This window comes from Frankia sp. AgB32, assembly GCF_023243045.1.
In the GTDB taxonomy this organism is placed as follows: domain Bacteria; phylum Actinomycetota; class Actinomycetes; order Frankiales; family Frankiaceae; genus Frankia.
The window spans coordinates 1-15445 of sequence record NZ_JALKFX010000238.1; the positions used below are offsets into that span (position 1 = coordinate 1).

At 71.1% G+C, this 15445-nt stretch carries 11 protein-coding genes and 2 pseudogenes; 3 read left to right on the forward strand and 10 right to left on the reverse strand.

The annotated features are described in order from the left end of the window. Positions 1–242: 242 nt before the first annotated feature. From MXD60_RS26745 to MXD60_RS26785, 9 genes and pseudogenes are all read right to left on the reverse strand, one after another. Positions 243–1433 (reverse strand): cytochrome P450, encoded by a 1191-nt coding sequence (locus MXD60_RS26745; RefSeq protein ID WP_248822465.1) that lies wholly within the window; start codon positions 1431–1433, stop codon positions 243–245. A 211-nt stretch (positions 1434–1644) separates the two neighbouring features. Beyond that, a complete protein-coding gene (locus tag MXD60_RS26750; protein WP_248822466.1) occupies positions 1645–2820 on the reverse strand; it encodes an acyl-CoA dehydrogenase family protein in 1176 nt (391 codons plus the stop codon). After that, positions 2804–3802, reverse strand: coding sequence for an acyl-CoA dehydrogenase family protein (locus tag MXD60_RS26755; RefSeq protein WP_248822467.1), 999 nt, complete (start codon positions 3800–3802; stop codon positions 2804–2806). The genes MXD60_RS26750 and MXD60_RS26755 overlap by 17 nt, the downstream gene beginning before the upstream one ends. Positions 3803–3871: 69 nt before the next feature. Next, positions 3872–4060: pseudogene (locus tag MXD60_RS26760) on the reverse strand (CoA transferase); the annotation flags it as partial. A 26-nt stretch (positions 4061–4086) separates the two neighbouring features. Next, the gene (locus tag MXD60_RS26765) at positions 4087–4839 is read right to left on the reverse strand and encodes an SDR family oxidoreductase (RefSeq protein WP_248822468.1); all 753 of its coding nucleotides are present in this window, start codon (positions 4837–4839) and stop codon (positions 4087–4089) included. Next, complete coding sequence (locus MXD60_RS26770) at positions 4839–5609, reverse strand: ABC transporter ATP-binding protein (RefSeq protein ID WP_248822469.1); 771 nt, start codon at positions 5607–5609, stop codon at positions 4839–4841. Before MXD60_RS26770 ends, MXD60_RS26765 begins: the two co-directional genes overlap by 1 nt. Next, positions 5606–6487, reverse strand: coding sequence for an ABC transporter ATP-binding protein (locus MXD60_RS26775; RefSeq protein WP_248822470.1), 882 nt, complete (start codon positions 6485–6487; stop codon positions 5606–5608). Before MXD60_RS26775 ends, MXD60_RS26770 begins: the two co-directional genes overlap by 4 nt. Next, positions 6484–8538 carry an ABC transporter permease gene (locus MXD60_RS26780; protein WP_248822471.1) on the reverse strand — a complete coding sequence of 685 codons (2055 nt, stop codon included), beginning with the start codon at positions 8536–8538 and terminating at the stop codon, positions 6484–6486. The genes MXD60_RS26775 and MXD60_RS26780 overlap by 4 nt, the downstream gene beginning before the upstream one ends. A gap of 22 nt (positions 8539–8560) precedes the next feature. Then, complete coding sequence (locus MXD60_RS26785) at positions 8561–9856, reverse strand: ABC transporter substrate-binding protein (protein ID WP_308222623.1); 1296 nt, start codon at positions 9854–9856, stop codon at positions 8561–8563. Positions 9857–10325: 469 nt separating this feature from the next. Here MXD60_RS26785 and MXD60_RS26790 point away from each other — a divergent pair, with 469 nt between their 5' ends. After that, complete coding sequence (locus MXD60_RS26790; protein ID WP_248822472.1) at positions 10326–11534, forward strand: cytochrome P450; 1209 nt, start codon at positions 10326–10328, stop codon at positions 11532–11534. A 383-nt stretch (positions 11535–11917) separates the two neighbouring features. On the opposite strand, the gene MXD60_RS26795 is transcribed toward MXD60_RS26790, so the two are convergent. Beyond that, positions 11918–13525 (reverse strand): flavin monoamine oxidase family protein, encoded by a 1608-nt coding sequence (locus MXD60_RS26795; protein WP_248822473.1) that lies wholly within the window; start codon positions 13523–13525, stop codon positions 11918–11920. Positions 13526–13886: 361 nt separating this feature from the next. Here MXD60_RS26795 and MXD60_RS26800 point away from each other — a divergent pair. After that, positions 13887–14444: pseudogene (locus MXD60_RS26800) on the forward strand (transposase); the annotation flags it as partial. Between the two features lie 498 nt (positions 14445–14942). Then, complete coding sequence (locus tag MXD60_RS26805; protein WP_248822474.1) at positions 14943–15413, forward strand: sugar-binding domain-containing protein; 471 nt, start codon at positions 14943–14945, stop codon at positions 15411–15413. Positions 15414–15445: the final 32 nt, after the last annotated feature.

The window sequence follows — 15445 nt, forward strand, 5'->3', positions numbered from 1 at the left end:
ACGCGCCGACCCGGTCGCCCTCGATACCACCGATATTCCCCCGCGCCCCCAGGTACGCGCCTCGGCAGCCATTGCCAGCCGTGCTGTCCAAGTCGTCCATCGTCGACACCATGAGCGCGCTCGCCCGCACCGTCGAACTCTCCCAGGCCCGCCACTGGCAGACCAGCCCACGAGATCGCCGGCGCCACCCGCCCCACCCACTGACCGTCGCGAACGTCCCGGATGGACTCTCGCCGGCGCGCTCAGCTCGGCGTGCAGGAGATCGTGGCCCGCCGCAGCTCGTAGCTCATCAGCCCCTCGCACCAGGTCATGTCCGGTGCCCGAACGAGGCGCAGATCGGGCAGGCGCAGCAGGCGGTCGAGGAACACCCGGCTCTCACCGATCGCGACCTGTGAGCCGGGGCAGTGATGACTGCCGTCCCCGAAGCTCAGATAGGCGCCGAGACCGCGCACCCGGCTGGCCCGGTCCGGGTCGAGGGCCAGCGGGCAGGCACCGACCGTGGCCGGGTCGACGTTGGCGGCGCGGATGTCGACCGCGAGCAGCTCGTTCACGGCCACGGTGCCCGAGCCGAGATCGGCGTTCTCGGTGGACCGCCGGTGCAGCATGGCGGCGACCGGCTCGAGGCGGAGGATCTCCTCCAGGATCGTGGTCTGCCCGGCCTCGTCGGCGGCGGAGAAACGGGCGCGCAGCGTGTCGTCGCCCAGCAGGTGCCAGGCGGCCATCACGATGAACTCCCGGGTGGTGACCATCCCGGCGACCGCGTAGGTCATGGACTCGGCGAGGATCGCCTTGGCCGGATGACCCTCCTCGAGCATGTGCGAGATGACGTCCTCGCGGGGCTCCTGACGGCGGGCCTTGATCGCGGGACGGACGTCCCGGACGAAGAAGTGCAGCGCGTGTGCCACGGTCAGCAGTTGCGCGCCGAACCGGATGGCGGGCCGCATCCCGGCCAGGCGGGTGCCGAGCAGCGTCCGCTGGATGCGCTTGGCCAGTCCGGCCCTGGTGCTGTTCGTCAGACCGATGACCTCCGCCGCCACCGCGACCGCGAGCTGGTAGCTCAGGTCGTCGAGCTGCGCGGTGCCCCGCGCCTGGAACTCGGCGAGCAGCTCGTCGGAGGTCCGTTCCATCACCACCTGGTAGCGGGTGCTGACGGCCCTGGGGGTGAAGAACCGGGCGATCGCCGTCCGGCGGCGCCGATGCTCGTCGCCGTCGAGGAAGAACACCGAGCCGAACTGGTCGCCGCCCGGGTCCGCCTGATCGGCGTGCACGCCGGCCTGGAGCATCGTCCTGCTGCGCAGGATCGCCCGGGCGAAGCCGAACTCGCCCACGACCCGCGCGCCCGGTGCGGCCACCCGCCTCTCGGCCAGGGCCGCGGACTTGCGGTCGTCACGGGTCGGGTCGATCGGGCAGACGCCCGCTTCGGTACTGGTCATCATCGTTCCCGGTGCGCAGGGTCGTGACGGTCGAACACCCGAGGGCAGGACCGCCGCGTAACGTGATCAGGACCGCTGCCTGATCTTTCCGTCATCTCGCCGAGCTCGACCAGCGACGGCCTGTGGTGCCCGTTGGCCGCCGCGGGCCGGTCCGGGGCGATCGTCGGGATCCGGTCCACGACCTCGTTACGGAGATACATCTCGTTCTCCCTCAGCCGCGGGGCAGGCCGAGGACGCGGCCGGCGATGATGTCGCGCTGGATCTCCGACGTCCCGCCGGCGATCGTCCCGGCGAAGCTGTGCGCGTAGCGGGAGAACCAGCCCGCGCCGTAGGAGTCGTGGTGGAACGGGGACTCGGGCGCGGTGCGCGCCGGATGGGCGAGCGCGTCGGCGCCGGCGGCCTCCAGCGCCCACTCGGTGGCCGTCTGCACGCTTTCGGAACCGAGTAGCTTCAACGCGGACAGGGACGGTGTGTCCGCCTCGCCGCGCGCGGCGCGCGCCAGCGCCTCCGAGCCGAGCAGCCGCAGCGCCTGGGCGTCCATCGCGAGCGTCGCGAACCGGTCGCGTTCGAGCGCGCTCGTCGGCTGGACGTCGTCGGTGAGGTCCTCCAGCCGCTCCGCGAAGCTCATCCACAGCAGGGTCCGCTCGTGGCCGAGCGATCCGTTCGCGACCGCCCAGCCCTGGTTCAGGTCGCCGACGAGGTTGGCCGCCGGTACCCGGACGTCGTCCAGGAAGACCTCGTTGAAGTCGAGGTCGTTCGGGCTGAGCAGGGTGCCGAACGGGCGGCGGGTCACCCCCGGGGTGTCGGTCGGGATGAGCAGCACGCTGATCCCGCGGTGCTTCGGCGCGTCCGGATCGGTGCGGACGAAGGTCAGGATGACGTCGGCGTCGTGGGCGCCGGAGGTCCAGATCTTCTGGCCGTTCACCACGAAGTCCTCGCCGTCGCGCTGCGCCCGGGTACGCAACGACGCCAGGTCCGAGCCCGCACCGGGTTCGCTCATGCCCAGCGCGGCGGTGATCTCGGCGCGCAGGATCGGCACGGCCCAGTCCCGCTTCTGCGCCGCGGTGCCGAACGACAGCAGCGAGGCGGCGATGATGCCCAGGCCCTGCGGGTTGAAGCTGGCCGAGAGCCGGCGCCGGGACAGTTCCATCTGATGGACGTACTGCTCGAGGAGCGTCGCGTTGCGCCCGCCGTACTCCGGGGGGTTGCCCGGGAGCAGCCAGCCGGCGTCGAACTGGACCCGCTGCCAGTGCCGGGCCCACGGGGGAATATCGGCGCTGGAACGGGAGCGTTGCGTCGCCTCGCTCTCGCGCGGCAGGTTCTTGTCGAGAAAGTCGACGAACTCGGCCCGGAAGGCCTCGACGTCGGCATCAAAGGTGAGCTGCATGGAACTCCTCGGCAATCATCGACCGGTGCTCGGCGGCGGTGCCGAGCATCAGCGCGCCGGCCTTCGCCCGCTTCAGCGCGAACTGGACGTCGTTCTCCCAGGTGAAACCCATGGCGCCGAACAGCTGGAAGCCGTGGCGGAACACCAACGACTGGCATTCGCCGGCCGCGGCCTTCGCCATCGCCGCGGCCAGCCGGCGGCGCGGGTCGTTCTCGGCGATCGTCAGGGCCGCGAAGTAGGCCAGGGCCCGCGCGCGGACCAGGGCCACGTGCATGTCCGCGGCCTTGTGCCGGACGGCCTGGAACGACCCGATCGGGACGCCGAACTGCCGGCGGGTGCGCGCGTGGTCCAGCGCCAGGTCGAAGATGCGCTGGCAGGCTCCGACCATGGTCAGGGCGAGGCCGGTCAGCGCGATCTCGCGGGCCGGGCCCGGGTCGGCGACCCCCCGGTCGGACCCGCTCACCCGCACCTCGGTCAGCGACACCTCGGCCACGTGCAGCACCGGGTCGAAGACCGGCGTCCGCGTCACGGCCGCGGCCGAGGCGGGCACCACGAACACCCCGGCGTCGGTGACCACGGCCAGCAGTGCGGCCCGGTCGCCGTCCAGGACGCCGCTCGCGGTCCCCGACAGCACCCAGCCCTCGCCGTCGCGCCGCGCGGTGATCCCGGCCAGCACGGCCGCCGCGGGGCGTCCCGCCAGCGCGGCGTCCGGCGCGAGCGGGGTGAACTGGGTGCTGGTGGCGAGGAACGGTGTCGGGTCGACCGCGCGGCCCAGCTCCTCCAGCACGATCCCCAGTTCCACCATCTCGGCCGGATCGGTCAGCCCGGTCCAGCCGAGCTCGCCGATGGTCCTCCACAGCGGGCCGGGATCGGCCCCGTTCTCGGCCACGTCGCGGACCAGCGCCGGCGGGCACTCCTTGGCGAGCACGTCGCGCGCCGTGTCCCGCAGCAGCCGCTGATCGGAATCGAACTCGAAGAGCACTCCGACCTCCACAAGCAGAGCATGATGTTCTTGGTCGTCTGGCGGCGGACGCGGCCGGGGTCGCGGGTCTCAGGCCACGACGCCGCGGATCTTGAGGTCGATGACGGCGTCCTCGCCGAGGCCGAGATCGGCCAGGATCTCGTCGCCGTGCTCGTTGAAGCCGGGCGCGCGCCGCGGCACCGCCGGCACCCCGTCGTCCTGGACGGGCGCCGCCACGAGCCGGAAGGGGGCGCCGGCGGCGGTCTGGCAGTCCTGGAGGGCCTGATCCGACGCCGGCGCCGCCGCTACGCCCCAGCCTTGGGCCGCGGGGTGACGACCAGCGACGGGATGCCGGTGAGGTGATGCCCGTCGAGCGCGGCGTGCACGACGCGGACCAGTTCGTCGACCTCGAGCAGCGTCCCGGACAGGTAGCCCCGGGATTCCCAGATCGGGTAGACGGCGCCGACCAGCTCCGGGTCCCAGCCGTTGGCGAACTGGGTCATGGAGTCGCCGTCCCCGCCGGTGCAGTCGCCGACGGTGACGCGGGTGAAACCGACCGCCGGGTGCTCGACCCGCCACGCCTCCACCAGCTTGTCCAGGGCGGCCTTGCTCACCGCGTACACGCCGAGCCCGGGCCATGGCGCGGTGAGCGAGGCGCTCACCGAGGACAGGTAGGCGGCGCTGCCCGCGGAGGCCTCCAGATAGGGCAGCGCCGCCTTTGTGATCAACGCCGCGCCGGTGACGTTGGTGTCGAAGGCATGGCGCCAGATGGCGGGGCCGGCGTCGGCAAGCTTGACCAGCGGGCCGACGCCGGTGGCATAGATCAGGGCGTCGATGCCGCCCAGTCCCGCTGCCGCCTCGTCGATCGCGGCGGTGCAGGATGCCTCGTCCGTGACGTCGCAGGTGATGGCGAGCGTGCCCGGGCCGGCCTCCTTCGCGGCCTCCGCCAGGTTGGCGGGCCGGCGGGCCAGCAGGGCGGTTTGGGCGCCGCGTTTCGTCAGGCCCACTCCGAGACAGCGGCCCAGCCCACTGGACGCGCCGACGACTACTAACCGCATTACAGACCTGCCTTCTCGTGATCCAGGGGTGCCTGGCCGGAAGGGCCGACCCCGGCGAGGCCGGCCCCCATGAGACCGCCGGCGGCGAGGATGTCGCCGGCGTCGGAACTGGAGCCGGTCCAGGAGACCGAGCCGTGGTCGAGCACGGCGACCCGGTCGCACAGCTCCAGGGCATGACCGACCAGCTGCTCGACGACGAGCAGCGCGGTGCCCGCCGCGCGCAGCCGGCTCAGGTCGTCGTAGAGCTCTGCGACGATCTTCGGGGCGAGGCCGAGGGAGAGCTCGTCGGCGATCAGCACCGCCGGGACCTCGACCATCACCCGGGCCATCGAGAGCATCCGCTGTTCGCCCCCGGAGAGGTTGCCGGCCCGCTGGTGACGCCGCCGGGCCAGCGCCGGAAAGCTCTCGTAGGCCTGATCCAGCCCGCCGCGCACCCCGGCCCGTCCGCGCACCCGCCGGAACGACAGCGTCAGGTTCTCCTCGACGGACAGGGTGGCGAACACCGAGCGACCCTCGACCGCGTGGGCCACGCCCGCCCGGGCGAAGCGGTAGGGCCGCGCGCCGGTCATCGCCACCCCGCCGACCGACACGGCCCCCGCGGTCGGCCGCACCAGCCCGCTGGCCACCCGGGCGACGGTGGTCTTGCCGGCGCCGTTGGACCCCACCAGCGCCACCGCCTCGCCCGGTGCGACGGTGAGCGACACCCCGAACAGTGCTCGGAACGGGCCGTAGCCGGCGTGGACGTCGTCGAACTCGAGGGCGGACGTCACCGGGTTTCCTCCTCGGTCGTGGTGGCGGTCCCGGTCGTGGCGGCCCTCCCGGCGACGCTCGCCGTCGCCGCGGTCACGGTCTCCGCCTGGGCCCCGTCCCGCCCGGTCGTCCCGGGCGGTGCGTAGGTGCCCAGGTAGGCGGCCCGCACGGAGTCGCTTGCCATGACCTCGCCGGTCGGGCCCTCGGCGATGAGCCGGCCGAAGTCCAGGACGTAGGAGCGGGTGGTGAAGCCGGTCACCAGCTCGACGTCGTGCTCGACGAGCAGGATGGCGAAGCCCTGCTCGCGCTGGACCTCGCGCAGCGTCGTGGCCAGGGCGGCCGTCTCGGCCCGGTCGAGACCGGAGGACGGCTCGTCCAGCAACAGCATCGCCGGCCTGGTCATGAGCGCCCGGCCGACCTCGACCAGCCGGCCCTGGCCCAGGCTCAGGCGCTCGACGGGCGCGTCGGCGAGTTCGACCAGGCCGAGCAGCTCGAGGACCTCGTCGCACCGTCTGGTCTCCTCGGCCGTCGGGCGGCCGAGGCCGAGGAGATCCTTCCAGAGCCGGCCGGTGCCCCGCCGGACCCGTTCGGCGATCAGGAGGTGGTCGCGCACGGAGGTTTCCGGGAACAGCTCGATGCGCTGGAACGTGCGGCCCAGGCCGAGCCGGGCCCGCCGGTGCGCGCGCAGCCGGCTGACGTCGCGGCCGGCGACCTCCACCGTGCCGCCGTCGGCGGCGAGGACGCCGAGCAGGCAGTTGAACAACGTCGTCTTGCCGGCGCCGTTCGGTCCGATCAGACCGACCCGCTCACCCTCGCCGATCCGCAGCGAGACGTCGTCCAGCGCGAGGATGCCGGCGAAGCGCTTCGTGATGCCGGCGGCCCGCAGAACGTCCTTCACGAGCGGTTCCCCCCGATCGCCGGCTGGCCGGGCCGCGCCGGCCGGCTCCGGCCGGACAGGCCGTACTCGACGAGGCCTTCCGGATGCCGGGCGAACTGGATCGCCGCCAGGCCGAACAGGATGAACAGCCACTTGCCGTCGATCGGGAACAGCGACGGGAGCGGATGGCGCTCGCGGGTGAGCCAGCCGACGACGGCGCCGCCCAGCACGAGCGGCTCGAACAGCGCGAAGGCGGCGGCGGCGATCAGCGCGCCGGGAACGCTGCGCGAACCGAGCGCGACGACCAGGACGGTCCAGAACAGGGCGGCGAACGGGGTGAAGTTCGCTCCGTAGTTCACGTCCCGCTGGGAGATCGCCAGCAGCCCGCCGCCCAGTCCGGCAATGAACGCGGAGACGGCGAACGCGGTCAGCCGCGTCCGCGCGGCGGAGATGCCGATCGACTGGGCGCCGACCTCGCTGCCGCGCAGGGCGATCAGCGACCGGCCGAACGTGCCGGAGCGCAACGCGACGACGGCTGCCGCCACCACCGCCAGGACGACGGCCGCGAAGACCAGAAAGGTGTTCTCGTGGGACAGGTCCCACGGTCCCAGCCGGGGGCGCGGCACCGCGGTGCCGCGCAGGAGCGACGCGGCCCCGCCGCCCACCCACGACAGCTTGATCATCACCGCGTCGAAGAAGTACGCGAACGCCAACGTCGCGATCGCCGTCCAGATGCCGCCCAGCCGGCGCACCGGCAGGGACAGGAACGCGCCCACGGCCGCCGCGACCAGGCCGCCGAGGAGCATCGCGACGAGGACCGACATGTCGTAACGCACCGCCAGCTGATACACGGTGCAGGCGCCGATGGCGGCGAACGCGCCCTGGCAGAGCGAGATCTGGCCGCCCGTCCCGGTGATGACGGTGACCGAGAGAAAGATGATCGCTATCACCACGGCCTGCGTGACCTGGTAGACCCACAGCTGGTCGCCCCGGGTCAGGACGACGGCGCCCCCGCCGGCGACGACGGCGGCGCCCAGCAGCCGCATGGCCATGGCCCGCCGTGGGTCCGGTCGCCCGGCGCGGGCCGTCGGCGGGGGCTCCACGCCGGAGAGCGGATCCCCCGCGCCCTGCGCCCGGCGGATGCCGGGGACGAGCGCCAGCACCGCGAACAGGACGAGGAACGGGACCGACGGTGTCAGGTTGTCCTGCACGGTCCGCACCCACGCCGAGTCCGTCCCCCACCGGGGCAGGAAGGTGTTCAGCTCGGCGATGACGATGCCCAGCCCCAGCCCGCCGGCGAGCGCGAGCGGCAGACTGGCCAGGCTGCCGACCGCGGCGGCCGCGATGGCCACCACCATCAGGCTGAAGAAGTCGGACGAGCCCAGGGTGTTGAACCGGGGCGCGATCAGCACCCCGGCCACCCCGGCGAACAGCGACGACAGCGCCCAGGAGAACGCGGCGACCCGGCTGGCCGCGATGCCGTTCAGCTCGGTCATCCGGGCGCTCTCCACGACCGCGCGCATCCGCAGCCCGATGGGGGAGAAGCGGAACACCGCGCCCAGCCCGATCACCGCGACCAGCGCGACACCCATGTCGACGAGTTCGTTGCGGCTGAACCGGTAGAGCCCGAACACCGAGTAGAACACGTCCGCGCCGCCGGGAACGACGCCGACCGGGGTCACCCCGGAGGCCGGCTTGAAGCTGGTGATGATGTCGAACAGGTTCGGCAGGGCGACCGCCAGTCCGATCGCCACCACCAGCTTCGACACGGCGGACGCGGAACGCAGGTGCTTGAAGATCAGTAGTTCCAGTGCCAGCCCGACCAGCGGCGCGAGCACGACCACCGAGAGCAGCACGGCCCAGACCGTCGGCCAGCCCCAGATCAGCCGGGCCTTGAAGTACATCGCCGCCGAGACGTAGGCCTGCGCGCCGAACGCCAGGTTGAACACCCCGGACGTCTGGTAGGTGAGCACGAATCCCAGCGCGACCAGCGCGTAGACGGCACCGGGCGGCGCGCCCTGCAGCACGGCCCGGAGAAAGTCGGCTCCGACGGAGGAGGAATCGGTCGCCATCAGCGAGGCCACCCCTGCCGGTTCAGCTGAAGTCCATGGACCGAGGTTCGGACCAGGCCGTCGTCGAGCCGGGCCAGCAGAAGAACGGCTTCGCCGCGGGCCCGACCGGCTCGAACCGGCCCTTCACGACCTTGACCAGCGAGACGCAGTCGTTCGCGTAGCCGTGCGTCGCCGGGTCCTGCTGGGTGGGTTCCTCGTGCTGGCGGCTCCAGTCGATCGGCGCGACGAGCCCGCCGCCGGTGAAGGCCGTCAACTTGTTCGTCGCGGCGATCACGCTGGCCCGCGTGAACGAGGCGCCGGCGGCCTTGATGCCCTGATAGGCCAGGTCGGCGCTGATCCAGCCGTTCATCGACAGCTCGGTGAGCGGCGCCCTGGCCCGGCCCATCCAGTCCTTGTAGACGCCGAGCTGGCTGGATCCCGCGCTCGCCTCGAACGGCCGGAAGTTCACCGCGACGTAGTCGCCGTCGAACAGGGAACCCGCCCTGCTCACGAAGTCCTGGTCGTAGGTGTTCAGATGCAGCATCGGGACGGAGCCCATGCCCTGGCGCTGGAGCTCCTGGGCCAGGGCCTTCATGCCGTTGAGGTCGAGGCAGCCGACGATCATGTTGGTGCCGGCCTTCTTCATGGCGGACACCTCCGGGCCGATGCCGTTCGGCAGGCCGAAGGCCAGCGAGTCGTTGGTGTAGACGACCTGCTGCCCGGACTCGGCGCCGTAGAGCCGCACGGACGCCGCGGCGCTGGACGCGCACAGCTTGGAGTTGTCGGTCGCGCCGTAGCCCAGGGTGGCGATGCGTGTCCCGCCGGCCTCGCGGGCGGCGAGGACGTACGGCCGCCGGGTGCAGCCGAGGCAGACCGGGGCGGCGGAGCCGTAGACGGCGTCGTTGCCGTTCATGCTGGCCGGGTTGATCGGCCAGACGTAGAGGGGCATGCCGGCCTTGGTGATCGTCGACCAGCCGTCGGCGAGCTGGGCGGCGCTGAACGCCCCGAACGTGCTGTTGGTGGTCGTGACCCGCAGTGCCGCCTGTTGGTCCTTCAGCAGCGCGTCATCCTCGACCTGGGAGACGGTTAGCGTGCGTCCGAAGATGCCACCCTGGCTGTTCCGGTACGCGAAGTAGGCGTTCACCCCCTGCACGAAACAGTCCAGCACGCAGGTTCCCAGGGGATTGTTCGACCGGGTACCGAAGGCTGCGAAACGAATCTGCTTGGCGGTCACCCCCGGCGCACCGTTCGACGGCGCCGGGCCGGCCGGCTGATCCGCGCCGCCTGTCGAGGAAACGTTGGAACAGGCCGCCAGCGCGAGCGCGGCGGCCAGCAGCACCGATATCGCGATCGATAACCAGGGGCGTGGACGGCGGAATCCATGAGAGCCGCGAAGCTCCATAGGTGCTGTTCCTTCGCTTGTGGCGTCCAGGAGCTGTTCCGTGTTGAACCTGTCCCGCGACAGCTGAGGCGGCCGTGGGCCGGCCGGCGAGCCGCCTACCCGGACGGTCGACCGCCCCGGTGAGAGTCCTGGCGGCACGGCGGCGGGGGAGGGACACATCACATTTTCTTGTTGACGTCGACGTCACTTTCTAACATGGAGACCGGCGGTTGGCCATCTGCCTCGGCCCGTTCGGGCCATCGGGCCATCGGTCGTGGGGACCATCCCGCTCGTGGGACGCGGCCGCGACGGGCGGGGGAACTCACCGCCGGGTGACGAGTCGCCGGGAACCTTCTGGGAGTCGTCGCAGCGCCCCGGCCGGGACGTCGTGCACAGCCGTGGCGGCCATCCGCCGGAGGGAGCTCGCATGTCGGTATCCACTGGTCCGGAGATCTACTACGACCCGTATGACGCGGGCATCGACGCCGACCCGTACCCGGTCTGGCGCCGCCTGCGCGACGAAACTCCGCTCTACTACAACGAGAAGTTCGACTTCTACGCGCTAAGCCGCTTCGCCGACGTCGATCCGGCCCTGGCCGACTGGGCCACCTACCGGTCCGGCAAGGGTTCGGTCCTGGAGCTCATCAAGGCCGATATCGAACTCCCGCCGGGCCTCATCCTGTTCGAGGACCCGCCCGTGCACGAGGTGCATCGCAGCCTGCTGATCCGGGTGTTCACCCCGCGGAAGATGAACGCGCTGGAAGGCAAGGTCCGGGAGTTCTGCCGCCGCAGCCTCGACCCGCTGGTCGGCAGCGGGGGTTTCGACTTCATCCGCGACCTCGGCGCGCAGATGCCGATGCGCACGATCGGTTACCTGCTCGGCATACCCGAGGCCGACCAGGAGGGGCTGCGCGAGAAGATCGACGAGAGCCTGCGGCTGGACGACGACAGCCCGGACGGGCCGGCCCCGACGGACCTGGCGCTCGCCGCCGTGAACGAGCTGTTCTCCGAGTACCTCGACTGGCGCCGCGAGCACCCGTCGGACGACCTCATGACGGAACTGCTCACCGCCGAGTTCGAGGACGAGACCGGCACCACCCGCCGGCTCAGCCGGGAGGAGGTGCTCACCTACGTCAACCTGCTGGCCGGCGCCGGCAACGAGACGACCTCGCGGCTCATCGGCTGGACCGGCAAGGTCCTCGCCGAGCACCCCGAGCAGCGTCGCGAACTCGTCCGGGACCGGTCACTGATTCCCGGGGCGATCGAGGAACTGCTCCGCTATGAGGCGCCCTCGCCCGTCCAGGCCCGCCTCGTGGCCCGCGACGTGACCCACCACGGGCAGGCGGTCCCCGAGGGCAGTGCCATCCTGCTGCTCAACGGCTCGGCGAACCGCGACGAGCGCCAGTTCGCCGACGCCGACTCCTTTGACATCCACCGGCGGATCCCGCGCCACCTCAGCTTCGGCTACGGCCCGCACTTCTGCCTGGGCGCGTCGCTCGCCCGGCTGGAGGCGCGGGTCGCGCTCGACGAGGTCCTCAACCGTTTCCCCGAATGGACCGTCGACGTGGCCAACGCCCGCCAGGCACGCACCTCGACCGTCCGTGGCTGGGAGCGGCTGCCGGTCCTCGTCCCCTGACCGGCCTGACGCCACGGTGACATTCAGTCGCGATCGAACTCGCGGACGCCCGAGGCCTGGCCGCGGTGACGATCCCGCCACCCACGCCTCGCGGCACTCCTCGCCGAGGCCGCCCCCACCCCACCCTCCACCGACCTCTTCGAGCGCATCATCGACAGCGTCCTGCGCGCGGTGCTGACGTCCTGGTGTGTTAACGACTCATGGTGCTAGCTCAGCCACGCATGGTCGGCGGAGGCTAGTGGCTGTGGGTGATGTCAGGCGGCCGAAGAGGCGGAAGAGCGAGGCTGGCCTCGGATGGCGGCGGCGACGGTGAGGCGGCGCGAGGGCGCCGAGGTGAACCGTCGCCGCCACAGCCTCCGGTGTGACGGCCCCCGGTCGGGTGGTCAGCGGGAGCCCTGGGTGAGGGCGACCGAGTCGGGCACGCGGACGGGCTCGGGCACGGCGAACGGGATGACGCCCAGCATCTGGCCGATCACGTAGTGGGCTGACATCATGGCGCCCTCCTGCCAGCCGGGCAGCGGGGAGCACTGGTCGCCCAGCAGGTAGAAGCGCCCGTCGCCCTCGGGCTGCAGGAGTTGCTTGTAGGCCCGCATGTGGTCTGGGTTCGCCGGGTCCCAGTCGGCCCAGCCGCCGAGCTGGTGGGGCACCTTCTGCCAGGCGATGGTGACACCCTTGGCGGTGGGGACGGTGGTCTCGTCGGCGAACCGGGAGTGCAGCTCCGCGGCACCGGCCCGGGCCTGTGTCAGCCGCTCGGACGGCGCCAGGTCGCCGAACTTCGCTGCCACGTCGCCGAAGTTGTAGGCGCCGGTGAGGGTGCCCGTCGCCGAGAAGTAGTCGTTGCTCGGATACCAGACCTGGGTGATCGGATGGTTCGTCCAACTGATCCCACCGTAGATCTGGTCGGCGTCGCCCTCCCAGAACCGTTCCTCGGCCTGCCAGCCGACCTTGCAGGTGTTCGCGAAGCCGACGGCACTGATCGCCTCGTCGAACTCGGGGGAGAAGTTCGTCGGTATAGCCCGCAGCACCGGCAGCGGGATGCTGCTGACGCAGTAGTCGGCGGTCAGCGTCCGCAGTCTGCCGTCGCGCCGGTATTCGACCGCCGCGCCACCTTCGTCGAGCAGCCGGATCGTGGTGACCTCCGCATTCAGCTCGATGACGTCGCCGAACTGGTCGCGCAGCGCCCGCTCGAAGGCGGTCACGATGCGGTCCATACCGCCGACCGGCTGGAACATCGTGGCCTGCCACAGATAGTCAACCGGCTGGTAGAAACGGTGCTTCCAGAAGCCGGACTCCACCAGATCCGCGAGGGGAATCGGTGGCGCCGGGCGGGGAAAGTCGTGCACGTCGGGATCCTCGACGTACCCGGAGCGGGTGGAGCCCTCATAGCTGTGGTCGTCGGCCAGGTCCCCGAACACCCGCAGCAGGTCCAGCAACTCGCCGGTCGCGGCGTCCCGCTTCGTGAGCGTCTCGGCGACCATCGCCGCGAGGTGACCGCGGACGTCGTTCGCGACCTGCCGGTTGCGCCACCGCACGACATGCCCGTCCGCGAGATGGATGAGGTTCGCGGTGGTCTCCTTGATGTACGGCTCGAGGCCGACGCCGAACTGCTGGCAGTAGTCGAGCACCCGGCGGTGGTGATAGGGAATGCGCCCGGGACCGAGGTTGAGGTACAGGCCTTCGTCGAAGGAGCACTGGTGAGTGGTGATCGGTTCCCCGGTCGGGCCCAGCTCGCGGAGCACATCGCCGTTTCTGGCCGTGCGGTTGCGACCACCGGCGCGGTCCGACGCCTCCAGTACGGTGCAGCGGTAGCCCAGGCGACCGAGTTCGTAGGCCGCGGTGAGCCCGCCCACTCCGGCGCCCAGCACCGCAACGGTGGCGCCCACCCGAGGTGCCGGAGGCAGCTCGAGCGAGCCCGTCCAGCCCGTCGCCTCCGGCCCGCCCCGGCCGATCATCGCCTCGCGCAGCGCATCGGCGGCCGTGCGCCCGGTCACGACTGACGTCCGTCACTGGCGTCGCGCATGCTTACCACCTGCCTTCGCATCGTGGTTCTCGTGGCTGGTCTGTCTTCGCTCCTGGCCTGCGTCGCCGCGGGAGAAAATTCGCCGAGCCGAGATCTGTGTCGCGGTCAGTACTCTCCGCTGGCTATGGGTAGGACAGTAGCGCCCAATTTTGGGTTTTGCCTTCGAGGAAGACGGGAAGCGGGCCACCTACGCGGAGATTCCTCTCGGCCCAGGGTGCATCATTTCCGGCGTCTGTCATCGAACCTCGCGGGCGGGATTCCCCGCGCGTTCCGGTCAAACGGACCCGTCGACACCGGCGCGCCCCACGATCTGGCGACTCGCGGGAGTGGCGGTGCGTGACGGAAAACGCGATGGCCGTGCGCCCGACTGTGACCGATGCCGACGGGTTCGGCAAGGAACTGATGCAGCGAGTCCGGACCTGCTGGGCTCGATGGTGAAGGTGTTCGCGGAAGCCTTGATGAGCGCCGAGGCCGACGGGGTCTGCAACACGGAGTACGGCGAGGTGTCGCCGGAAAGAGTGAACCGTCGGAATGGTTACCGTATGCGGGAATGGGACACCCGGGCCGGGACGCCTGACCTGGCGATTCCGAAGCTGCGGTCCGGTTCGTGTTTCCCGGACCGGCTGTTGACCCGGCGTTGCCACGCGGAACAGGCGCTGATCTCGGTGGTCGCGACCTCCTACCTCCTCGGAGTTTCGACCCGGCGGGTCGACAAACCCGTCGAGCAGCTCGGGGTCGCGCACATCTCGAAGTCGCAGGTATCGGAACTCGCGAAACATCTCGACGGGCAGGTGGAGGCGTTCCGCTCACGGCCGCTCGACGCCGAACCGTACCGGTTCGTCCAGGCCGACGCGCAGACGATGAAGGTCAGTGAGGACGGCCGGGTCGTCATGACGTAGGGGGAGCGGGCCGAGAACGGGACGAAGGCGATCGCGGTCGGGCTGGTCAGGACACACCGCGGACCGGCTGCCTCCGCCGCGACGACGTCGCACTCCACGTACCGGCCGGTACGGTTCCGGTAGGCGCCGGCGGCCCGCGCTCCCGGGCCCTCCGGTAGCGATGACCTCGAGCGACCGGGCGGGGTCGGTTGGCCACGGCGGTGGGGCGTGTCGGAGTCATACGGCCTGCCGGGCTGCCTTGACCCGTGACGCCTTGACCCGTGACGCGCCCACTAGTAGTTTTTCCCGCCAGGGAGATAATAGCCGCAACAAGCGCGTGGCCGAAGGTGTTTGGCGCCACATGACGACGCCTCATCGATCGCGGTCTCGTTGACGGAAGCGGACGCTCGCGGGCCTCGGTGCCGCTACCGGGAGGTGTCCGATCCGCCTCCTGATCACCGAGACAGGCGGCTCTGTCGCCGGCCGGGCCGACACTAGTAGGGAGTCCCCGTGATCCGTCAGTCGTTCAACCAGGGCTGGCGTGTTCGTGGCGAGCACGACGCCGGCTCTGTCGGCCTGGTGACTGTCCCGTACGACGCCATGCTCTTTGAGGCGCGGGACCCGAAGACCCGCAACGGGCACAACACCGGGTACTTTCCCGGTGGCGTCTACCGCTGTTCGAAGACGTTCCGGGCCGCCGAGGAGTGGCGTGACCGCAGTGTCGCCCTGGAGTTCGAGGGCGTGTACGCGCGCTCGGAGGTCTTCCTCAACGGCCGCCTCGTCGGCGGCCGCCCGTCCGGCTATGCGATATTCCAGGTCGCGCTGGACGAGTTCCTTGAGTACGGGGCTGACAACCTCGTCGAGGTCGTCGCGCACAACGACCGTGTGCCGAGCAGCCGCTGGTACTCCGGCAGCGGTATCTACCGGGCCGTGCATTCGTCCGGGCCGGACACGAAGCCGGCGACGTCACGGTCACCGTGACGGCCGACGACTGCGAGCCGGAAACCGTCGTC

What these genes read in the sequence shown, in the direction of transcription:
- MXD60_RS26790 (WP_248822472.1), top strand. Translation starts at nt 10,326, where the DNA reads ATGTCGGTATCCACTGGTCCGGAGATCTACTACGACCCGTATGACGCG.
- MXD60_RS26750 (WP_248822466.1), bottom strand. Translation starts at nt 2,820, where the DNA reads ATGCAGCTCACCTTTGATGCCGACGTCGAGGCCTTCCGGGCCGAGTTC.
- MXD60_RS26780 (WP_248822471.1), bottom strand. Translation starts at nt 8,538, where the DNA reads ATGGCGACCGATTCCTCCTCCGTCGGAGCCGACTTTCTCCGGGCCGTG.
- MXD60_RS26745 (WP_248822465.1), bottom strand. Translation starts at nt 1,433, where the DNA reads ATGACCAGTACCGAAGCGGGCGTCTGCCCGATCGACCCGACCCGTGAC.
- MXD60_RS26765 (WP_248822468.1), bottom strand. Translation starts at nt 4,839, where the DNA reads ATGCGGTTAGTAGTCGTCGGCGCGTCCAGTGGGCTGGGCCGCTGTCTC.